This window comes from Vibrio sp. ABH4_348 (assembly GCF_056159765.1).
This window is the reverse complement of the sequence record NZ_JBSWVW010000002.1, coordinates 56,190-76,897: the sequence shown is the minus strand read 5'-3', so window position 1 is coordinate 76,897 and position 20,708 is coordinate 56,190. Positions and strand designations below refer to the sequence as shown.

Here is a 20,708-nt window from a genome sequence, read left to right as displayed (position 1 = left end):
TGTTCTCCAATACTGTATTTAACTAAGCCAATCGCGATTAAGCGATTTTAGCGGCTGCGTCTGAATCTAAATACCACTCGGTTTCGCCTGCTAGTGATTTGATTTTGGCAGCAGGGTAAGGCAGAGCCTCAGCCGGAGTAGTGTGAATTTCGTTTACGATTTCAACTTTGCCCGCACCTAATACTAGGTAACTAACGCGTTTAGCCGCTTGCAAAACTTTAGCTGTTTTAGAAACGCGAATCTGTCCTGACTCTGGGTGCGAAGCCAGAACTGACAAGTTGTCATCGTTGTAATCGGTTTGACCCGGGAATAGCGATGCCGTGTGGCCATCCGCTCCAACACCTAGCAGAATCCAATCAAAAACAGGCACGCCATTTTCTGTTGGAATCACCGCCGCCATTTCGTCAGCGAATCGTTTCGCTTCCGCTTCTGGAACTTCTTCACCACGAATGCGATGAATGTTTGCTGCTGGGATGTCGATTTGGCTAAACAACAATGTATTGGCTTCGCCATAGTTACTTTCAGCATCTGTCGGCGCTACACAGCGTTCGTCTCCCCACCAGAAATGCAGGTTTTGCCATTGAATACTGGTGTTGTATGGAGCTTGGGCTAAAAGGGAAAACAGCTTCTTCGGCGTACTACCGCCAGACAGAGAGATGTGAACCGGTGTGCCAAGTTCGCTGTAGCTTTGTAGAGAGTCAGCTAGGTCAACGACAACCTTATCTGCGTTCTCAAAGATTTTCGCGTTAATCATAGTTCGCAATAGTCCGTGTCAGCTAAGTTTTTACAAGGGAATCGCCAGTCGCGACCATCGCGCTCTAGCAATTGATCCGCTTCTTTTGGTCCCCAAGTACCACATGCGTAACCAAACAACGCTTGCGGATCTTGTTTGAAATCTAGGATTGGTTGAACGTACTGCCAACACGCTTCAACGGCATCACTGCGCGCAAACAAAGTGGCGTCGCCGTTCAAGGCATCTAGCAACAGACGCTCGTAAGCGGTAAGCATTTGAACTTCTTCCAAAGACGCATAGTGGAAGTTCATTTTTACTTCCTTGGCGTGGAAACCAGCGCCGGGCTCTTTAAGACCAAAGCTCATCTGGATACCTTCATCCGGTTGGATGCGGATAACCAACTTGTTTTCAGGTGCATTCTGTCCAAATACTGGGTGAGGAGTGCGTTTGAAGTGAATAACAACTTCAGTAACACGAGTTGGTAGACGCTTACCCGTTCTTACATAGAAAGGTACGCCGTTCCAGCGCCAGTTATTGATGTAGGCTTTCAAACCAACGTAGGTTTCGGTACGTGAATCATCTGCTACACCCGGCTCTTCACGGTAACCCGGAAGGAATTGACCGCGCACGTCTGATGCCGTGTATTGACCTAGTACTAGGTTATTTCGCAAGTCGTGCTCTTCAAGGGGTTTCAAGCACTGAAGTACCTTAACCACTTCATCACGCATTGAGTCAGCATTAATCTGCGCTGGTGGCTCCATGCCCACTAGCGCAAGTACTTGCAACAGGTGGTTTTGGAACATATCTCGAACTGCGCCAGAGCCGTCGTAGTATCCGCCGCGTCCTTCGACACCTAAGAACTCAGCACCTGTGATTTCAACATAATCGATGAAGTTACGATTCCACAGTGGTTCAAACATCGCGTTTGAGAAGCGGAACACAAGTAAGTTCTGAACCGTTTCTTTACCAAGGTAGTGGTCAATGCGGTAAATTTGATGCTCTTGGAAATACTCGTGGATCTCTTTATCTAGCTTCTGGGCTGAATCGAGGTCGTATCCGAACGGCTTTTCGATAATGAGGCGCTTCCAACCATCGTCTTCTTTGTTAAGGCCATGCTCAGAGAGTGCAGCAGGGATAACACTGTAAAGACTTGGCGGAGTAGAAAGGTAGAAGAGCGTATTGCGTTGTTCAAACTGGTACTGGTCGGCGATTGCGTCCAAACGGGTTACCAGCTTGCTGTAATCTTGTGTATCTGAGGTGTTAATCGCTTGGTAATGAACGTGGTTCATAAACGCTTCTAACACAGCAGGTTCAGTTTGCTCAAGCTCCTGCATGCTTTTTACAAGTTTCTCTCGGTAGCTCTCATCACTGTATTCAGTGCGGCTCACGCCAAGAATGGCAAACGTTTTAGGTAATTGATCACTCGCGTACAAATGGTAAAGCGCGGGTATCAACTTGCGATACGTTAAGTCTCCCGAAGCACCAAAAATAACGATGCTGCTGTTTTCTGGTATGACCATCTTCTTTCCTTTAAGAACGAGGCATTAAGGGCAAATACAACAATGAACTGTTCGCTGTTCATCATGCATTGGCAAAACTATAACTGCTCTATGGCGAGTTTATGTTTCAATGAAGTTTACTTTAGTTGAGCCTTCTTTAACTTGCTGACTAAAAACCGTGTTATTGCTTTTTTGCAATGGCGGAAAAAGTCAGCTGTCGGGCCCGTTTATCGACATTTCGATAAGCTAGCGTGATTTACTCACAAGGCATAATTGCGATTGTCTATCAATTTGATAGGCAAAACCTCTGAATGCCAAAACTGAAGAAAACTTTCATTTCGGGGTCGTATTGTCCACAAGAATTTGACACACATCAACTATTCCTGACGTAATCGATTAAATAATTATCGAAAAATTGAATTGAAATTTAAATTAATTTATTAAAAACAATTAGATAGGTGGTATTTGTATTTAAAAAGAAAGTTAGTGCTCATTCTGTAAGCGAGTCATTTTAATGTCAGACTTTTGTATTGGATAAAAAACTCAAGCCAGCAAATAATCTTGTGGCAAACGATAAACTGCAAAATGCATCACTGCTGGCCCACATTAATGAGAATGAATATCATTTCTTTGAAATTTGAGAGGAAACCGTTTGCGAGGTGAATCAGAACAAAAAGTACCGCCGAAATACGTTGCAAAAATTACATCATTTTCGTCTAAGGCCTTACTAATTGTTATAAATTTTCAGCGATTTGGGAAGGAAAGGGTCAGAGGATTGCATAGTGAATAGTGGTTTTTTGCGAACTGGCGGACAAATGATCTGTCCGCCATATCTAATTTTGCCAATCGCGGCCAACTATTACATGCTGGCAGCAACCTTGGCGGCAAGCGCAGCGTTGTTGAGCACCAATTGAATATTAGAGGCCAAGCTATTTCCAGCCGTTTTTTCAGCAACTTTTGCCAATAAGAATGGGGTCGAATCCTTACCTTTAATACCTTGCTGTTCCATTTCGTCGACCGCGTTAGCTATGACTGCATCGATTTCGGCTTTGTTCATAGCAAATTCTTCAGGAATCGGGTTGGCAATGATGGCACCGCCCTGCAAGCCTAGTTGCCATTTAGTGTTTAATGCAGTCGCAATCTCTTGTGGTGTATCAAGTTGATAGTCGACACCAAACTCACTTTCACGAGTATAAAACGCTGGCAATACAGAGGTTTGGTAGCCAATCACAGGCACGCCGTGAGTTTCCAAGTATTCTAGAGTAAGGCCAATATCGAGTATGGATTTTGCTCCGGCGCAGACAACCGCTACATTAGTATTGGCAAGTTCCTGCAGGTCTGCCGAGACGTCATAGCTTGTTTCAGCACCGCGATGTACTCCACCGATTCCACCAGTCGCGAAAACCTTAACACCCGCCATTGCAGCTAAGATCATTGTCGATGCAACTGTGGTTGCTCCATCTTTTTTACCGGCAACAATGAAAGGGATATCACGTCGGCTAGTCTTAATGACATCTTGGCCCGCCTTACCAAGGTATTCGATTTCTGACTCAGTCATACCAACTTTTAGGCGACCTTTAAGAATTGAAATGGTCGCGGGTACAGCGCCGTTGTCTCTGACGGTTTGCTCCACTTTTAGTGCAGTTTCAACGTTTTGAGGGTAGGGCATTCCATGCGAAATGATGGTCGACTCGAGTGCGACCACTGGTTGACCGTTGTCGATCGCTTGCTTAACTTCGGGGGAAATATCTAGGTATTGATTTAAATCGAACTGGCTCATTGGGTTGTCTCCATCATTTTTACTACGGATGATTGGGAAAAATTAGGGTTAATTGTTGCGACATCGCTCAATGCGACGGCAGATGCTGCCAATGCAAACTGACCTGCCTCTTGGCCTTCGATATCGTTTAGATAGCAGTGCGCTAACGCCGCGATAAATGCGTCGCCGGCGCCATTAGTATTTATAACGTCGGCTTTTCGAGGCGTTAGATACGTTTGCTGATCGGCATTTTGGATTATGATTCCGTCTGCTCCGAGACTGAGATAGGTATTCGCTACCCCAAGTTCAGTTAGTGTTGCCGCTAATTGATGAGGCTCCGTATCTTCGTCGAAAGATGCATCTTGGATCTGACTTTGGATTAAAGCGACGGCTTCAATTTGGTTAGGTTTAATAGTGTGGATCTGTGCAAGGTAGGGCGCAAATTTAGTGGCCTTGGCTACCGAGACCGTATCAACAAAAATTGGTTTGTTACTGAACTGGCTAAATAGATATTCCAGCACTTCTTCTGATAAGTTGGCGTCTAACACTAGCACTTGGCATTGCCTAATCAGTCCTTCATGCTCCTTTATTTCACTGACTGTGAGACGGGAAAGAATCGACATGTCAGACACGGCCATTTGCATCTCGCCTTTGTCATCAACAACCGACAAATAGCTCGAGGTCTTGGCATCTTCTAGTTCTAGTACCTTACTTGTATTAACACCAGCTGCCGCGGTTTGCTCTAAAATTTGCAGCCCCTGATGATCTTTGCCAACCGCGCTAATTAGGTAAGTTTCATTACCCAATCTGGCGAGGTTTTCTGCGATGTTTCTTGCAACCCCACCTGGCGAGGTATGGATCTCTCCCGGTAGAGAATCGTTGCTATGAAATGAAGTGTGTGGTCGACCTAATATGTCCATGTTGCAACCGCCAATCACGACGGCGTAAGGGTTGTCAGCGAGCAAGTAGCCTTTGCCAAGGATGACGCCTTTGTTGATCATATTCATGATATGGCCAGCCACCGCAGAGCGACTAATGTCTAGCCGTTCTGCAAGTTCTTTCTGAGAGATAAGCGGGTCTAGTTTTAATAGTTCCCAAATTTGTTTTTCACGTTTTGTCATAGTCTTCCAAGCCAAATAAAACAAGAAAGCAAACTTATGTTTGTTTAACTAACATAAGTTAGATTACTCGCTTGTTGGCAAAAGGCAATAACAGTCGCACTGCATGTGTGTGCATTTGTGAGCGGGGTGGAAAAGTTCACAAATTTAATAGGCTAAAAACACGATAGTAAGGTTCTTTACTTTGATTTTGCGGAGCTTTGACAGTGTATTAGTGCTAACGAACTAGTCTTTGATTTTCCGCTACTGCTTCAAAGGCATATTTCACTGACGGCCACAAAACAGTGTGTATAGGTCCAACAAATTGAAGTGTTTTTACTTTTAACGAGAATTGGAATCATGGTAAAGAAGATCACCTATGGATTGGCAATCACCGCATTGTTAATAGTCGCTCTTTGGCTATTGAGTCGTTCTAAGGACTTTCAACTGTTTGGTGACATTGTCTCAAGAGTCGAAACAAAAGATAAAGTCGTCGCTTTGACCTTTGATGATGGTCCTTGGAATTCGCATGATACTAAGCAAGTTCTGGAAACACTTAAACGGCATGATGTTAAAGCGACGTTCTATCTGAATGGCAGTGGCATAGAATCCAACTTCCAAGCGACGCAAGACATAGTTAAAGGTGGACACGAAATCGGGAATCACGGTTATTCTCATGATCGACTCGTGTTTAAAAGTTTAGAAACGATAACACGTGAAATTGACTCTACCAGTGAGTTAATCCGCTCAGCTGGCTATCTAGGCGAACTCACATTTCGTCCGCCTTATGGCAAAAAATTATTTGTCTTGCCTTACTACTTAGATAAGCAAAACATGACGTCGATAACCTGGGATGTTGAACCAGAGAAAAATGCCGACGACATAAATAGTGCCGCGTCAATTGCACACCACGCCATTGTTAATACAAAACCGGGCTCGATTATCCTATTGCATCCGATGGGCAGTCAGAATGAAAAAACTAGACTGTCCATCGCAGCGATTATAGAAAATCTAAAACAACTGGGTTTTGAGTTCGTAACAGTCTCTGAATTGCTGGAACGGCAAACTTAATTGCTGACTAGAGTTCGTCAGCTTTTTCAAGTTCTTGTTCCCACAGTGATGCCCAATCACGTAACGGGTCCAGTGTTGCCATCAAATCTCGACCTAACTGGGTCAAGGTATACCCATCTTCCGATGTTTGAATCAGTCTCGCCTCATTTAGCTGCTTAATACGATTATTGAGCACAGATGGCGACATCGAGTCACATCGTTCCTGTAATGCCCTAAAACTTAGTGGTTTGGACTTAAGTTCCCACAAGATTCTCATATTCCACTTTTTACCGAGTAGGTCAAAGACCGCCATAATGGCGACGCCAGAGCTCGAGCCGCGAACGGCCTGTTTGGGTAGGGGTGTTTTCATATTTATTGCGCTACTAAAAAAGTAGCGATATAGTTTGCTACGGAATTAGTAGCAATTTATCTATTTAGACAAGAAAAAGCGAGGATTAGATGTTTTTAGTTGATATGAGTTTTGTAGATATGAATAAGGTGACGGAAAGTCTTACTACCGAACATAGACGTTATTTATCAAAGCAATATGAGGCTGGAGAACTGATGTTTGGTGGCAGAAAAGAGCCAAGGTCTGGCGGCATTTTGATATCAAAACACAGCAGCAAAAGCGATTTGATAGGATTACTGGACGCAGACCCTTTTGTGACGAGCGGCGCGGCAACCTATAGCATCACTGAGTTTGTACCCGTTATGTCGTCTGATGAGTATTCACATTTGCTAGCTTAAGCAATTAAATTAAAAGGGAGTCATTGAATACGACTCCCGATTAAATTAGTTTTTTGCGACCTTTACGCGAATCTTACTTTTGTCGACAACAGTATGATTTAAAGCTTGCAGCGCTGCTTTGGCTTCGTCGTCATTAGGCATTTCCAAAAACGCAAACCCCTTGGACAGACCTGTTTCTTGGTCTAATACTAGATTACATGTTGTAACCTGACCGTGCGCTGTGAAAAGAACACGAATGTCTTGCTCAGTCGTGGTTCTCGATAGATTGCGAACTAAAAGTTTCATAAATTTTGCCTAGAAAAAATAACGGCGAGATTGTCTCAGCAATTGTGTTGAGAACCAAGAGGAGTTTTCGTTTTTAGAACACCTTTAGAAGGTTTAATTGAGAATGATTAGCTTTTAATATTCTAGTTGTTAAGTTATCGTTCAGGGGATTGACGTTATCTGAGTTATTACATTTTGCCATCCGCAGCCCAAATTTTAATTAGAGAGACTCAAGCGCTCTCCAAGTCATTAAATGGCTTTATCGGTCACAACCATTCTATGTTGGTGAGCCAGTCACAGGATCAAGATCTGCACGCAAATCAGTTGTACCAATTCTGGAAGCAATCTTATCCAGAAGCGGGCACAGCATATTGGTTAACACGAAGCTGGTCGCTGATTGCCTGGCAAGGAATATACCTAGCACTGATTGCTACCTATCGAACTAAGCAACAAGTAAAGCTAAGCCAGTTAACACTATTGGGCGATCGCCAACTAGGAATGGCGAATGGCTACCTTGTTCAAGAGTCTATGGTTCAAAAGCATACCGATAACACGAACGTCGCAATAAAAGCCAACGGTCGAGAACTTAAATGTTTTATTGAGCGTTATTACAAGTGGTATTCGCAAACGCGCCGAATTCAGAAAGGCTTGGTTGACATGCTACTGGCAGACGCAGTCATTGCAATTATGGTTAAGTACCAAGAGCTGTTTATAACTAATGGAAACAACAACGTTGATTTGAGAAATTTTGACTTACCCTCTCACGCAAAGCACTGGCTTTTAGCGATGGAATTAAACCTCAAGCCCCTTGCCAATATCGAGTTTGACTCAAGACTCAAACGTTGGCGTTTTGTGAGAATATCCTGCTGTATGCACTTTAAGCGAGCAGACGGCAGTTTGTGCGCCAATTGCCCAAAGCTAAAATAACGAGTAGAAATATTGATTCGAAACGCAGACTCGGCAGATTTAATTCCACTTGCTGATTTGATTCACCGAGCTTGGAAAACGGACCTGATGGATTTACTCGGCGAAAGTGATCGAGAGGTTGTCAATGAGGATTGGTTTAAGCGCTTGTTGAAACAAGACATAAGCTGCCAGAATAGACTCGCATTGGTCGCTATAGAAAATGAGGTTATTCAAGGCTACGCGTGCGGCAGAATGAGAGAGGATGATAATCTCCGAGCGGAAGTGTTCGGTCTCTATGTTGATCCCATGTATCAAGGCCGTGGAGTAGGCAGTAAACTAATGGCGACGTTGCATCAACATTTTGCGCAACTAGGTTACCAAGAAAGCGTTATTTGTACTTTTCGAGGTGCGTCCAATAATGCGTTTTACCAACAAAAAGCCCCGGTTACTCATTTCAACCGAGATATCGTGATAAATGGTTCAACCTACTCAGGCATTGGTTACGTGTATTCGCTGCTAACCTAAACGAAAAATAGCGAGTAGATAACCACTCGCCTTTCGAATTGCTAGTTCTTGTAGCTGCGTTTGGGCTAGGGGTTTGTTGAAGAATGCAATACCGATTCATTAAGTTGGGCTCGCAGAGAGTTAGCCTGGTACTCGGTTCTTGCTAAACCCAGCTTTTGTAGCTTTGGTACTAGCTGGTCAAAAAAGAGATTGACCGACTTCATACTGCCATTGGGTACTGCGATAAAGCCATCACAAGCGCCTGCCTGATGTCGGTTGACGATGTCGTCGACAGCGTCATCCACGGTGCCTACCACACGCCAGTGTGCTGAACCGTTTACTTCCGGCCTTTGTAAAAACGCTTCAATACTTGGGTTTTCTCGTTCAATAAAAGACATCATAAGGTCAGCGTGAGTCTGACTGTAGGATTTAAACTCCGGGTTGTAAAAATCATTGGTAGTGAGTTTATGTTGTCTTGGCCATTGTCTTAAATCGGTACCCAATAGTTTTTGGATGTAATCGAATTTGCGCTCATCACTTTGGCCTTCTTGAGTTCGCAGATAAATGGCTTCTGCTTCCTCTCTAGTCTCAGCCAAATATAGGCTTAAGCCAGGTAGTACTTTGAGATCTGAGGCGTGCCTTGCGGCTAATTCTGTATTTGCTGATAACTCTTGCTTGAGCTTAATACCGGATTGGATATCTGGGTTGGCTGCAAAGGTAACATTGGCATGTTTCGCGGCAAATTTTTTACCTGGACCGCTTGCGCCCGCTTGGAAAAAGGCCGGATAACCGCTGGCGTGACAGGTGAGGTTTAAAGGGCCTTTGACAGTGAAATGCTCACCGCTATGAGAGATGGCTTGTATTTTGGCAGGGTCAGCGAATTGGTTCGACGCTTTATCTATGAGCAGTGCGTCGTGCGGGTAACTGTCCCACAGCTTTTTCACTACATTCACAAATTCTTCGGCTTTTTGATAACGGTCTTCAGAAGACGTTGCCGCTGTTTGTCCAAAATTGTCATGGCCACTTAAACCAGTAACTATGTTCCAGCCGGCTCTGCCATTCGATAGCCATTGCAAGCTCATTAGTTGTCTGGCTACGGTATAAGGAGAATCAAAGCTGGTAGACGCCGTGGCTACTAATCCAATATGGTTAGTATGGCTTGCGATCATTGAAAGCAACGTAAACGGATCGAAACCGTTAAAGCTTGGCTCATTGGCTGCCATTTGGGGCTCAAGAAATAAAACGTCGGGGCGAAAAACGAAGTCCAATTTTGCCTGCTCGGCCCTAAGAGCCAAGTCTAGATAGAGGTTGGGGTCTAGAAAGTTCTCAGCTTGGCTGTCCTCTCTTGTCCAGGCGTGTTTAGTTAACCAACTAGCGCCTAGGGCGAGACCGATTACTATGCGACGATTAGAGGTCGGTTTGGTGTCGTTTTGATTACATTCAGCGTTTGAAAGCAAATTATTGTCCAATTACAAAGGCGACATACAAGAATGCATGTCGCCATTCATCAAGGACGAGAATAATAGCGCATCAATGCGATTGATTAACATTAAGATTTATTAATTGAAGCTGTGCACGTCGGCAAACTCTTTTTCGTGAGTCAAATACGGTTCAATGTCCCGAGTTAAAAGGGGCTTAGAGTAAAGGTAGCCTTGAACAACTGAGCAGCCCATGTCATTTACTTCGATAAGCTCGTCGATAGTTTCCACCCCTTCAGCAATGACTTTTAGCTCAAGACTTTTGGCAAGATCAATGATGGCCTGAGTGATGATTTGTTTGTCTGGCAGCAATTGAACGTCGCTCACAAACGAACGATCGATTTTGAGTTTGTTAATTGGGAATCGACTCAAGTAGGCTAGGTTAGAATAACCAGTACCAAAATCATCAATACTTAAAGTGATGCCCAAACGTCGAACGCGACAAAAGGTATTAAACAGTTTTTCTTCATCTTTCATTAACAAAGATTCAGTGATTTCAAGCTCAAGTAATTCGCCAGGTACTTGGTAGTGCTCGAGTTTGTTTTTGATATCGTCAATAAAGTGATGTTGTTGGAATTGTAACCCTGATACGTTGACCGAAACTGGCACAGTGGTGTAGCCCGCTTTCAACCATTGTGAAATCTGGGATATGACGATGTCTAGGACCTGCATGCCAAGTTCGATGATCATTCCCGATTGCTCGGCAAATGGGATAAATTCGTTCGGGCCAACTTCGCCACTGTCTGGGTCTTTCCAGCGCACAAGCGCTTCCATTGAAACCAACTCGCCAGTGTCGCTATTAACCATAGGTTGGTAACGCACAATGAATTCATTCTGGTCCAGTGCACGCTTAAGGCGTTTTTCTAACGAAAGTTGGTGCATGGCTAAACCAGAGAAGGACTCAGAGAACAGCTTGTAGCCATGTTTGCCCGATTTTTTGGCTTGATACATGGCAATATCGGAGTTTTTCAGCAAGTCGACAACATTGGTTCCGTGCTTTGGAAAAAGACAGACACCTAAAGAAAGCGACAGTTCAAGTTCAAATTCGCCAAGTAATGTTGGTGCCGCGATTACTTCGATCAGTTGTTGGCACCAATTCGAGATAGATAATTCATCCATTTCTTGATCAACGACGATGACAAACTCATCGCCACTTAATCGGAATACTTCGCCGCGAGAGCCAACGTAACGAGAGAAGGATTCAGCAGCAACTTTTAGTACTTCATCACCAACGCGATGCCCCATCGAATCATTGATTAACTTGAAATTATCGAGGTCGGCAAAAGCTACGGCGAAAGGGTGGTTGTGCTTTATTTTTTCCTCGAGTCGCTGCTCAAGTGATAAACGATTCCTGAGTTTGGTTAACGCATCGTGATGGGCCAGGTAATCAAGTTGAATTTCGGCCTGCTTGCGAGTGCTAATGTCTTTTGCTGTACCCACGGTGCCGACTATTTTCCCATGACTAATCACGGGAACCTTGATTAGTTCAATCCAAGTTTTACTACCGTCTACTTTCGGTGCTAAAAACTCTTTATGCAGGGTTTTACCTGTCTCCATTACCCACTGATCATCTTTTTGATACTCCAACGCATCTTGCTCACGCGACAAATCAAAGTCCGTTTTGCCAATAATAGCGGCTTGGCTGGTATTAAAAGCGAGCTCAAATTGCTTGTTTATCGCGAGAAATTTACCAGTTTCGTCTTTAATCCAAGCGAGATCTGGCAAGCTGTCTAACAGAGCTTGATAGCGCTGCGAGATCTCTCGCCATTCAGTGGATTCTTGTTGCAAGTTGTTGGTGCTTTGCTCAAGTTCTTGAATCCGTTGTTGCAGCGATACAATGTGTTGGTCGATAAAGCGAAAGGCGATATGCAGAATAGCAAGAGCGGCAACCGTCACCATGAGTACTAAATATACAGGTGTGCTTGTTTCCACAATCGCATAAATAGCAGATAGCAAAGCGATAATAAGAGCTATGCCGGATACGCCGCGCATTGCTTTTGAGTGAGTAATTTTCAAATCGGCTCCAGAAAAATGACAGCAAAAGCCTAAATGAGAAACCGTTATAATTTTATTTGTCAGCTGGTTCTCTTTCTCGATGATCCGTTAATTCAGATTCTTTTACCGAGAGATATAACACGCACACTCTAACGTTAATGACTCAATTATAATTAAGTATGCAATGTATTTCACTAACAATTTTGTTAGAAAAGTGAGCGAATGTAGTTTTTGACGATTTTAATGTGCTCTTCGCTATCGACGAAATCAATTTGTGACGGCTCCAAAAAGCGTTCTGCATAAACGGCGTAAATATCGCGTTCTAAGAAAAGTAAATAGAGCTTGGGATCGACATGGCCCGTTGTCGCCATATTGGTCATGATATGAATACACTCAGACAGTTTTTTGGCTTTTTTGTAAGGTCTATCTGTTGATGTCAGTGCTTCAAATACATCTGCAATGGCCATTGCACGTGCCGGAATAGTCAACTCGTCTTCGTTTAAACCTCTTGGATATCCTTTTCCATCCACTCGCTCGTGATGGCCTCCGGCTATGTCTGGTGTGTTCTTAAGATGTTCTGGATAGGGTAGACGATTAAGCATATTGATGGTTTGGATGATGTGGTCATTGATGATGAATCGCTCTTCATCATTCAGTGTCCCCTTCTGGATCGATAGGTTGTACAGCTCCCCTCGGTTGTATTTTAGAGCCTTGGGTTGCAGAACAAACTCTTCTTGCCACATGGCTTTAGGGTTTTCGCTGCTATCCCATTGAACAAAATGTACCGGTTTGTCGGAAATCAATGGTTCCATCGTTGGCAATTCAACCGGATCAGACGCGCGTTCTTTTTCTACCCAAGAGACACCAAGTTGGTCATCCAAAGTCCGTCGCCATTGGTAACTTGCTATTTGTTGTAATCTTTGTTGGTCTTTATCCTCCATAAACTCACTACCGAGATTACATTGGGCGACAAATTCGAAGTCCTCGTCCAATTGACGCAGCTTATTCATCATATGGTTGTAGGAACAAGCTTCTTCTTCGCCTTCACTGACACGCTGCCAATGCTCTTTTTCTTCCGTCACTTTCAGTAATTCAAATCGCATGCGAATTTCGTGGATGCGATCGTAAATAGTCTCGAGCTTAGTCGCTTTATCAATGACATATTCAGGCGTGGTTACTTTGCCGCAGTCATGCAACCAAGAGGCGAGTTTTAACTCTTCCCATTCGAGTTCATTCATCGCGAATAATGGGTAATATTGATTGTCTGATTCTGCCGCCTCTGTGAGCAATTGAGTTAGAACCGGAACGCGCTGACAGTGGCTACCGGTATAGGGAGACTTGGTATCAATGGACGAGGCGATGAGCTCAATAAAGGCATTTAACATGTCTTTTTGTTGCTGCATTCTATCTATGTTTTCTTTTGCGATTTCGGCGAAGCTAAGCAGCTCTTTCAAAAATGCGTGTTTATCGCTTTGCTCTTTGGTGATTTCTCTCTCATAGCCCAGTAGCAAAATACCAACCAAGCGTTGTTCACGGTTAAGTAATGGGAATAGATAGACATCCGAGTTGTAAAGATAATCGAGGTGCTTAGAAAGCGCGTTATCGGTTCGATTCAAATGAACGATTTGACCTTTTTTGAGATCATCACTAAGCCAAGCGGTCTCTCGCAAAAACTGATTGATTTCAATTTTGAATGGGATAATGGCGTGATTCGCGGCGGTGATAAATTCTTGTTGTTCACCAGAATGCACGAACAACTTAATGGTCTCTGCCCTAGTCACTAAGTAGCTTTGATGGGTAATGGTTTTAGCCAGTACATTGAAATCTTGATTGCTGGTGGCCTCCCGTAGAAGACGAAGCAAGTCGTGCAGAGTGTGCTCCATCAGTTCCATGGAATCGGTTAAGTCCGATACCTCTTTCATCACTGTTTTGGGGTAGCGAGTTTTCTTAAAATCAAATCTGGCGATGTTTTCAGACAAGGCAACCAGATTTTTTAGCGGTGTAGCTAGTCGAATACCGACAAACCAAACCAGGGCAAACCCGAGGAATAAGGTCGTCGATACCACCCATATTTGTCGATCTCGCATTGCCAGCGCATCGGCAAAAACAGTGTCTTCCGAAATCGCTTCAAGCAACATCAGAGTAACGTTTTCACCGAGTTCAACTTTCGTTGAGCTCAATGCCCAAGTATTGCCATTGACTAGCGTCACGCTGTTTTTGGCTCCAGACGAGAGCTGGACTTCAATATTGGAGAAAATCGGATACTCGCTGAGGTCTTTAATTGTCTTGATGCTGTTTGATGCCTGCGAATCTTCCCAAATTCCAGCTTGGCCGATGATTCTTCCCTGAGCGTCGACAAGTGCAACTTTTGATTCTTCATGGGATTTCAACGATTCAATGGCATCACTAATAGAGTTAAGCGAGTAATCCGCACCCACAACAAACGAATAATCGTAGCTTCGTTTTGAAAAGGTGATTCCAAGTTCGTCCAAGCCGTAAAATTTGTACGGTTCGGTGAGATTCGCTCCTGTACTTTTTAATGCCAGTTGATACCAAGGCCGATTTCTAGGGTCGTACTGAGATACTTTTTCCGAGGTAACCGTTTCAAGTAACGACAAGTTACCCGAATAAAAGGTTTTACTTGATACGTGTCCTGGTTGGCTGCGTTGGATGACATATTGCGCTCCGCGAGGGGCGGAAAAGTACTTTTTCATCTGAGGTGAATTGACAGGCGCAATAAGGGTGAAGTTGCCGAACTTGTCGCCGACGTACACAGAAAGTACGCCTTGCTGGCTCTGGAAAAGTTCAGCAAAAGGTGCCAAGACAACATTGTCGGCAATGGTCTGAGAGTCGGGTTCAACGAAAGGTCGACTGACCATAAAGTCTAGTGCGGTCAAGACAGGAGAAACTTGTTGATAAAAGGTAGATTCAAGGGCTTGGCTGTTCTGTTCTTCAAGCTTCTGGAATGTCGAGTCAAGCATCGCCTGAGTGTGACTATAGCTGACATAAATAAGCGCAGCCCCCATCAATGCTGTGAGGACTAAAAACAGGGTAGTGATGTGAATACTGAGCGAATAATGCTTCTTTTTCATTTTGAGCCTATCGACAAATTACCTAATAAGTATTGGTCAATATCACTACTATGCAAAAAAACTCATTAAACTATCTGCAATATATTGATAATAATGTGAATAAAGATTTTACAGGGGTGTGCCTAGATAAAGGCTGTCCTATGGAGCGACGGCACCACCTAACTTTAGGTCACTTGGCCATTTTGTGATGCGATTACCACCCAAAAAGATGTTGCCATCTACCGTCATTGTGTCTGGAAATGTGGTGACACCAGATCCGCCAAGGTAAAGGTCACCTTCCACGACTAGGCCATTGGGCAGATCGGTCAATGGTGTTCTGATCACACTTAAGTCACCTTTAACCTTGAATCTTGGTGGTAGTTGCTCGAGCGGGGTATCGGTGAAATTGATAAAGCCACCAACCTCGATCCCAACGGGCCAACGCTTAACCTTAGAACCCAAAAAATTTGCATAGCCACGTATCTTGGTTCCACTGGGAACTTTATCCAAAAGACTATTGCTGGCATCGAGACTACCATTGACGACCAATTGTTGAGGGAGCTTTTTAATTGCTGTTTTAGAGATGTTCAGGTTGCCTTGAATTTCGGTTCCGTTGGCCAGTGACGTATAAGGCTTGTTGCGTAAATCTAGATTACCGTAGTTATCGAGATGATTAAGCATTCGATAGTAATCAAGCGGCTCTGCGTAACTAACAGGGCAAAGTAGTGCAAAAATGAGCACTGTTTTTATGATCCTATTCATACTGCATCACTTGTCGAAACCGTTTAGAGAGTATACAAAAAGTGGAAGCAAATGGCTTCCACTTTGTACCCACGTGACCTCAAGATAAAGGACTCAGAGCCTCGTGTCTTGAGGTTATTTGGGTATCTAGCATCGAGGGAAAAGGGAGAATTAGCGGTTGAGCGAGCGCGTTTTAAGTTCAAAAATCAATTTTTCCGCACTTACGTCAAACTGAAAACGAATGGTCGCCGATTGGCCATCATCAGCGTAGACGCATTCTTGTTTTACTTCAGCGTTAACCTGTTGTGCAGCATCCTGATATTGCGCGATCAAAGCGTCTAATGATTCACGATTCTCGCCGAATACAGAAACTTCAGAAACGTCATCACCTTCTTTGATGATAAAGCCTATTTCACCAGCACAACCACACGCTTCGCAGACTTGGTTTTCTTGGAGTTTGTCAGTCATCATAATTCCTTACCTAAATAAGGGTGATAGTAACGCCATCTGTTATTTGCCTCAATACTCAATGACAATAGTGAAGTGACTTCTAGATACACGACGCAGAGCTCTAAGTTGGGTATTTTACTTTTTACTATTGCAACTGATTCTATGAACTAGTACAGAATAACTATCCGCTTGAAAGTGAAAACTAATCTTTATTGGGCAGTATATATTTACTCTGATTATAAATTGACCAATAAAAAGCTATTTGTAACACATTGAAATAATTAAATAGTTTGTTTGTTGTGAGATTTGTCAAAAAAACAACCAACAGTATATTGTTCTGTAGATGAATACCTATTCGTGATGTTGATATCTCATGGTAATTGTTGGAACATCGTGCCGCTAATTTCAAAACTATAAATAAATTATTCGTTATTGCGGTAGACGCAAACGATTGGCTAGTCATATGTTCAGTTGGCGATACATAACGATGAGAGTTAGTACGCTTTGTTAAAGCGGAAGGGCTCGAACTCGCCCTGATAGATAAGCATGAGAAATTAGTGAGTGATATTAAATTCGCATCAACAATATATAAGTACACCAAATCATGCCAAAACGTAGTAAAGAAGACACGGTAGTGACGATCAACACCATAATGGATGCAGTAGTCGATCAGCTGTTGACCATTGGTTATGACCGCATGTCTTACACCACTTTAAGTAAGCAAACTGGAATTTCCAGAACAGGAATTAGTCATCATTTTCCCAAGAAATCGGATTTCACGGATGCTCTTGATGACCGAATCATCGAAATGTTTATCAAAGAACTCTCGCATCAGCCTGATGTGCAGTCTTTTAAAACCAGTTGGTTGCGTTCGTTAGAATTGCCTGAGTTTCAGTCGACATTGAAGTTGATTGTTCATCACATTGTTGCCGTTGAGAAAGCGCAAAAGTTCGCGCTTACCGCGCTAACGCGACTTTATGAATTGGTTACCGAAAAATTTGGTAAGGAAAGTCATAAAGAGTTGGAGTGGTTGCTTGGCTATTCTATTGTTAAGTTAACGCACTGAAAACTGGTTGACACTTGAGGCGTATCGACTAGATACGCCTCAAAATCCTCATCTCCATAACCTAAATATTCTCAACTCCGTTCCTCTTTAAACTCGTTGCAACACCATCACTTTGCTAGCAAAAAGTGCCTTTGTAGACTAAACGTTAATACAAGTCTTAGTTTTGCAGTATTCTGTACTCGTTATCTGATACACTAAAACATATTAGATAGTACTCATATACATCAAGGTGCTTAAATGTCCTTTCCAGTCCTCATTTGTGATGACTCTGCGCTAGCGCGCAAACAAATGGCACGTTCATTACCTGAATCTCTCGGTGCCGACATTACCTTCGCCGTTCATGGTTTAGATGCGTTAGAGCAATTGTCTAAACAAGAATTTAAATTAATGTTCTTAGACTTAACCATGCCTGAACTGGACGGTTTTGGTACGTTAGATGCGATTCAAGAACGCGGAATCAATATCAAAGTGGTCGTGGTTTCGGGAGACATCCAGCCTAAAGCCAAAGAAAGAGTCATGGCCTCGGGTGCCCTTGATTTTATCCAAAAGCCCATTGATCAAGACCATCTAAAGCGCGTTCTTAGAGAAGTCGTGCAATCAGAAGAACGTCCGACGACCATCACCAGAACCTCGGTTGAACTGCCGGTACTGAAGCGTCGTGACATCTATATGGAAGTTGCCAACGTCTCAATTGGTCAGGCTGCCGATGCCTTAGCGCGACACTTCGATGTGTTTGTTCACTTACCCTTACCTAACGTCAACATCCTTGAAGTGACTGAGCTACACATGGCGCTGCGTGACTTGGCCGATAATGACCAAGTCTCTGGCGTTTGTCAGGGCTTTAGCGGAGAAGGTATTGCTGGTGAGGCGTTGGTCCTACTCAGTGATTCCAGTGTTGCCGATTTAAAGAAACTGATGAAAGTGCCGGCGGAAAGTGAAGAACTCGAAGAGCTCGAACTCTTGATGGATGTGTCCAACATCTTGGTGGGGTCATTCTTAAATGGTTTGGGTAAACAGGCAGAGGTCAGATTCTTTCAGAGCTCGCCAGTTTTGTTAGGCCAACACATTTCAATCGACTCGGTGATTGAGACAACAACAGGTTCATTCAGTAAAACCATGACTTTTGAAGTCAGCTATAACATTGATGGTACTTCTATACGCTGTGATTTATTGTTTATGTTTGTTGATGAATCCTTACCTTTATTGGATAACAAACTGTCGTACTTGATGGAGGACTTTTAATGAATTCTGTAGGTTTACCCGCCGAGTTTGAACAGTTTCATTGGATGGTCGATATGGTGCAAAATGTCGATCTGGGGTTGATCGTCATTAACCGCGATTATGAAGTACAACTGTGGAACGGATTCATGACCCACCACAGTGGTAAACAGTCCCACGACGCCATTGGTCAATCACTATTTGATTTGTTTCCAGAGATTCCTAAAGATTGGTTCATCCTAAAAACCAAACCTGTCTATGACTTAGGCTGTCGCAGCTTTATTACTTGGCAACAAAGACCGTATCTATTTCGTTGCCGCAATGTTAGACCCATTACTCAGCAAGCCGACTTTATGTACCAAAACGTCACATTGAATCCAATGAGAACACCAACGGGCGAAATTAAGTCGCTGTTTATGTCTATTCAAGATGCCACTTCGGAAGCCTTGATTTCAAAAGGACATCATTCCACCGAAGTGTAGGCCCTAACTCGAATGAAATTTGGTCTTGAGATTACATGGCTATCAGCAAGTAAAGGTATTACAAAGAATTTATGGAGCCACTGACTCAAAACGCTTGGATACCCCTATATACCAGTGAACAAATCAGATTGGGTGAGGCGGAAGCCGCCAGCCAACTGGGCATAGAGATGTTTGAGTTGATGGAACGAGCGGGCTTGTCGGCGTTTCAATCACTTCAACGTCATTATCCTGATGTGAACAAACTGCTTGTGGTGTGTGGCTCAGGAAACAACGGTGGCGATGGTTATGTCTTGGCGCATCTAGCGCAACAGGCGGGTTACCAAGTTCAGGTATTCCACATAGGTGACGCGCAATCGGTAACGGGTGATACGGCCAAAGCGAGAAGCTCGTACCAGGGGATTGTTATTGAATTATATGACTCCGAAAGCCCTTGGAGCATGTTGATAGAAGAACTTGAACGCGCCGAATTGATTATCGATGCCATTTTGGGAACAGGGTTGAGTGGGCCAGTCCGTGAGTTGGCTCGACGCGCTATCGAAGATATCAACTGCGCTAATGCTCCAGTACTGTCGCTAGACTTGCCGTCCGGTTTAGCCAGTGACACAGGAGAAAGCTTAGTGGCGACCGTTATTGCTGATCGAAGTGTAAGTTTTGTTGGCTACAAACAGGGATGCTTTACTGGGCAAGCGAGGGACTTCTGTGGTTGTCTCGAACTGCAAGACTTGCAAATCGGTCAGGTATTTTATGAGTTAAACCCAGCCGCTTCTTTTGCTGGTGATGCAAATACAGTACTAGAAAGTCTGCCTAAGCGGCCAGCCTCGGGCCATAAAGGGAAAAATGGTAGAGCGTTAGTGGTTGGAGGCGACCGAGGGATGAGTGGCGCACTTTGCCTTGCGGTTGAGGCGGCATTGCGTTCTGGGGCTGGTTTAGTCGCGGCTCAAACCGACAATTCCTCAATCACTCCTACACTGGCTAGGTGTCCAGAAGCCATGGTAGCAAGTTGGGATGACATTAAAGATTTTATCAGCCGTTTAGAATGGGCAAAAGCGGTCGCAATTGGACCGGGCTTGGGGCTTGGATACGACTCACAGCGCTTGTTTGATCTGGTTTGTGAACACAGCATCGCCAAAGTATTTGACGCTGATGCATTAACTTTGCTGTCTTATGTACCCACTTATCGCGATGATTGGATCTTAACTCCGCACCCAGGTGAAGCTGCGCGTTTACTCGGTATGGCAGTTAGTGAAGTCGAAGCGGACCGCTTTTTTGCTGTGAGGGCGATTCAACGTCGTTACGGAGGTGTCGTGGTACTAAAAGGTGCGGGGACCTTGGTTTACGATGGCAAAGCCATGCGTGTGTGTACATTGGGCAATGCCGGTATGGCGGTTGGTGGAATGGGCGATGTGTTGACCGGAATTATAGTGAGTTTACTGGCGCAAGGTTTGTCGCTTTCCGATGCAGCCTGGACGGGGGTGGTTCTGCACAGCCAAGCGGCAGATGACAATACCGAGATATTTGGCCAGATTGGCTTAAGGGCAAGCGACGTTGCTCAGCAAGTTAGGCAGACCATTAATGCTTTACATAAACGTAAAACCCTAGGGGCTGGGTGTTAGCAGTTCTAGTTCCTTTGATTGCAACTGGCCTTACG

19 protein-coding genes are annotated in these 20,708 nt (G+C 44.0%); 8 read left to right on the top strand and 11 right to left on the bottom strand.

Annotated features, from left to right (window positions below):
* Positions 1-37 precede the first annotated feature (37 nt).
* From pgl to ACXAFJ_RS13910, 4 genes are all read right to left on the bottom strand, one after another.
* The gene (gene pgl / locus ACXAFJ_RS13925; protein ID WP_475324242.1) at positions 38-754 is read right to left on the bottom strand and encodes a 6-phosphogluconolactonase; all 717 of its coding nucleotides are present in this window, start codon (positions 752-754) and stop codon (positions 38-40) included.
* The gene (zwf, locus tag ACXAFJ_RS13920) at positions 751-2,253 is read right to left on the bottom strand and encodes a glucose-6-phosphate dehydrogenase (RefSeq protein ID WP_475324241.1); all 1,503 of its coding nucleotides are present in this window, start codon (positions 2,251-2,253) and stop codon (positions 751-753) included. The genes pgl and zwf overlap by 4 nt, the downstream gene beginning before the upstream one ends.
* A gap of 838 nt (positions 2,254-3,091) precedes the next feature.
* Entirely contained in the window at positions 3,092-4,012 is a 921-nt protein-coding gene (locus ACXAFJ_RS13915; protein ID WP_475324239.1) for a pseudouridine-5'-phosphate glycosidase, read from the bottom strand.
* Positions 4,009-5,112, bottom strand: coding sequence for a PfkB family carbohydrate kinase (locus ACXAFJ_RS13910; RefSeq protein ID WP_475324238.1), 1,104 nt, complete (start codon positions 5,110-5,112; stop codon positions 4,009-4,011). The genes ACXAFJ_RS13915 and ACXAFJ_RS13910 overlap by 4 nt, the downstream gene beginning before the upstream one ends.
* 336 nt (positions 5,113-5,448) lie before the next feature.
* Here ACXAFJ_RS13910 and ACXAFJ_RS13905 point away from each other — a divergent pair, with 336 nt between their 5' ends.
* Positions 5,449-6,159, top strand: a complete 711-nt coding sequence (locus tag ACXAFJ_RS13905; protein ID WP_475324236.1) for a polysaccharide deacetylase family protein — start codon at positions 5,449-5,451, stop codon at positions 6,157-6,159.
* Between the two features lie 7 nt (positions 6,160-6,166).
* On the opposite strand, the gene ACXAFJ_RS13900 is transcribed toward ACXAFJ_RS13905, so the two are convergent.
* Complete coding sequence (locus ACXAFJ_RS13900; RefSeq protein ID WP_475324235.1) at positions 6,167-6,508, bottom strand: winged helix-turn-helix transcriptional regulator; 342 nt, start codon at positions 6,506-6,508, stop codon at positions 6,167-6,169.
* An 89-nt stretch (positions 6,509-6,597) separates the two neighbouring features.
* Between ACXAFJ_RS13900 and ACXAFJ_RS13895 the strand changes: the two genes are divergently transcribed.
* Positions 6,598-6,885, top strand: coding sequence for a YciI family protein (locus tag ACXAFJ_RS13895; RefSeq protein ID WP_475324234.1), 288 nt, complete (start codon positions 6,598-6,600; stop codon positions 6,883-6,885).
* A gap of 45 nt (positions 6,886-6,930) precedes the next feature.
* Here ACXAFJ_RS13895 and ACXAFJ_RS13890 read toward each other — a convergent pair whose 3' ends face one another.
* Complete coding sequence (locus ACXAFJ_RS13890) at positions 6,931-7,170, bottom strand: RNA recognition motif domain-containing protein (RefSeq protein ID WP_475324232.1); 240 nt, start codon at positions 7,168-7,170, stop codon at positions 6,931-6,933.
* Positions 7,171-7,344: 174 nt separating this feature from the next.
* Between ACXAFJ_RS13890 and ACXAFJ_RS13885 the strand changes: the two genes are divergently transcribed.
* Both ACXAFJ_RS13885 and ACXAFJ_RS13880 read left to right on the top strand, forming a co-directional pair.
* Positions 7,345-8,076 (top strand): siderophore ferric iron reductase, encoded by a 732-nt coding sequence (locus ACXAFJ_RS13885; RefSeq protein ID WP_475324231.1) that lies wholly within the window; start codon positions 7,345-7,347, stop codon positions 8,074-8,076.
* A gap of 12 nt (positions 8,077-8,088) precedes the next feature.
* A complete protein-coding gene (locus tag ACXAFJ_RS13880) occupies positions 8,089-8,580 on the top strand; it encodes an N-acetyltransferase family protein (protein ID WP_475324230.1) in 492 nt (163 codons plus the stop codon).
* Positions 8,581-8,645: 65 nt separating this feature from the next.
* On the opposite strand, the gene ACXAFJ_RS13875 is transcribed toward ACXAFJ_RS13880, so the two are convergent.
* From ACXAFJ_RS13875 to ACXAFJ_RS13855, 5 genes are all read right to left on the bottom strand, one after another.
* Positions 8,646-10,016, bottom strand: a complete 1,371-nt coding sequence (locus tag ACXAFJ_RS13875) for an NtaA/DmoA family FMN-dependent monooxygenase (protein ID WP_475324228.1) — start codon at positions 10,014-10,016, stop codon at positions 8,646-8,648.
* A gap of 102 nt (positions 10,017-10,118) precedes the next feature.
* Entirely contained in the window at positions 10,119-12,053 is a 1,935-nt protein-coding gene (locus ACXAFJ_RS13870; protein WP_475324227.1) for a putative bifunctional diguanylate cyclase/phosphodiesterase, read from the bottom strand.
* A gap of 185 nt (positions 12,054-12,238) precedes the next feature.
* Positions 12,239-15,124 carry an HD domain-containing phosphohydrolase gene (locus ACXAFJ_RS13865; RefSeq protein ID WP_475324225.1) on the bottom strand — a complete coding sequence of 962 codons (2,886 nt, stop codon included), beginning with the start codon at positions 15,122-15,124 and terminating at the stop codon, positions 12,239-12,241.
* 138 nt (positions 15,125-15,262) lie between these two features.
* Entirely contained in the window at positions 15,263-15,865 is a 603-nt protein-coding gene (locus ACXAFJ_RS13860; protein ID WP_475324224.1) for a hypothetical protein, read from the bottom strand.
* A 150-nt stretch (positions 15,866-16,015) separates the two neighbouring features.
* Positions 16,016-16,312, bottom strand: a complete 297-nt coding sequence (locus ACXAFJ_RS13855) for a DUF406 family protein (protein ID WP_475324223.1) — start codon at positions 16,310-16,312, stop codon at positions 16,016-16,018.
* 586 nt (positions 16,313-16,898) lie between these two features.
* Between ACXAFJ_RS13855 and ACXAFJ_RS13850 the strand changes: the two genes are divergently transcribed.
* From ACXAFJ_RS13850 to ACXAFJ_RS13835, 4 genes are all read left to right on the top strand, one after another.
* Positions 16,899-17,360 carry a TetR/AcrR family transcriptional regulator gene (locus ACXAFJ_RS13850; protein ID WP_475324221.1) on the top strand — a complete coding sequence of 154 codons (462 nt, stop codon included), beginning with the start codon at positions 16,899-16,901 and terminating at the stop codon, positions 17,358-17,360.
* A 237-nt stretch (positions 17,361-17,597) separates the two neighbouring features.
* A complete protein-coding gene (locus ACXAFJ_RS13845; RefSeq protein ID WP_475324220.1) occupies positions 17,598-18,602 on the top strand; it encodes a response regulator in 1,005 nt (334 codons plus the stop codon).
* Positions 18,602-19,060 carry a PAS domain-containing protein gene (locus tag ACXAFJ_RS13840; protein ID WP_475324219.1) on the top strand — a complete coding sequence of 153 codons (459 nt, stop codon included), beginning with the start codon at positions 18,602-18,604 and terminating at the stop codon, positions 19,058-19,060. Before ACXAFJ_RS13845 ends, ACXAFJ_RS13840 begins: the two co-directional genes overlap by 1 nt.
* A gap of 71 nt (positions 19,061-19,131) precedes the next feature.
* Complete coding sequence (locus ACXAFJ_RS13835; protein WP_475324217.1) at positions 19,132-20,673, top strand: NAD(P)H-hydrate dehydratase; 1,542 nt, start codon at positions 19,132-19,134, stop codon at positions 20,671-20,673.
* Positions 20,674-20,708 lie beyond the last annotated feature (35 nt).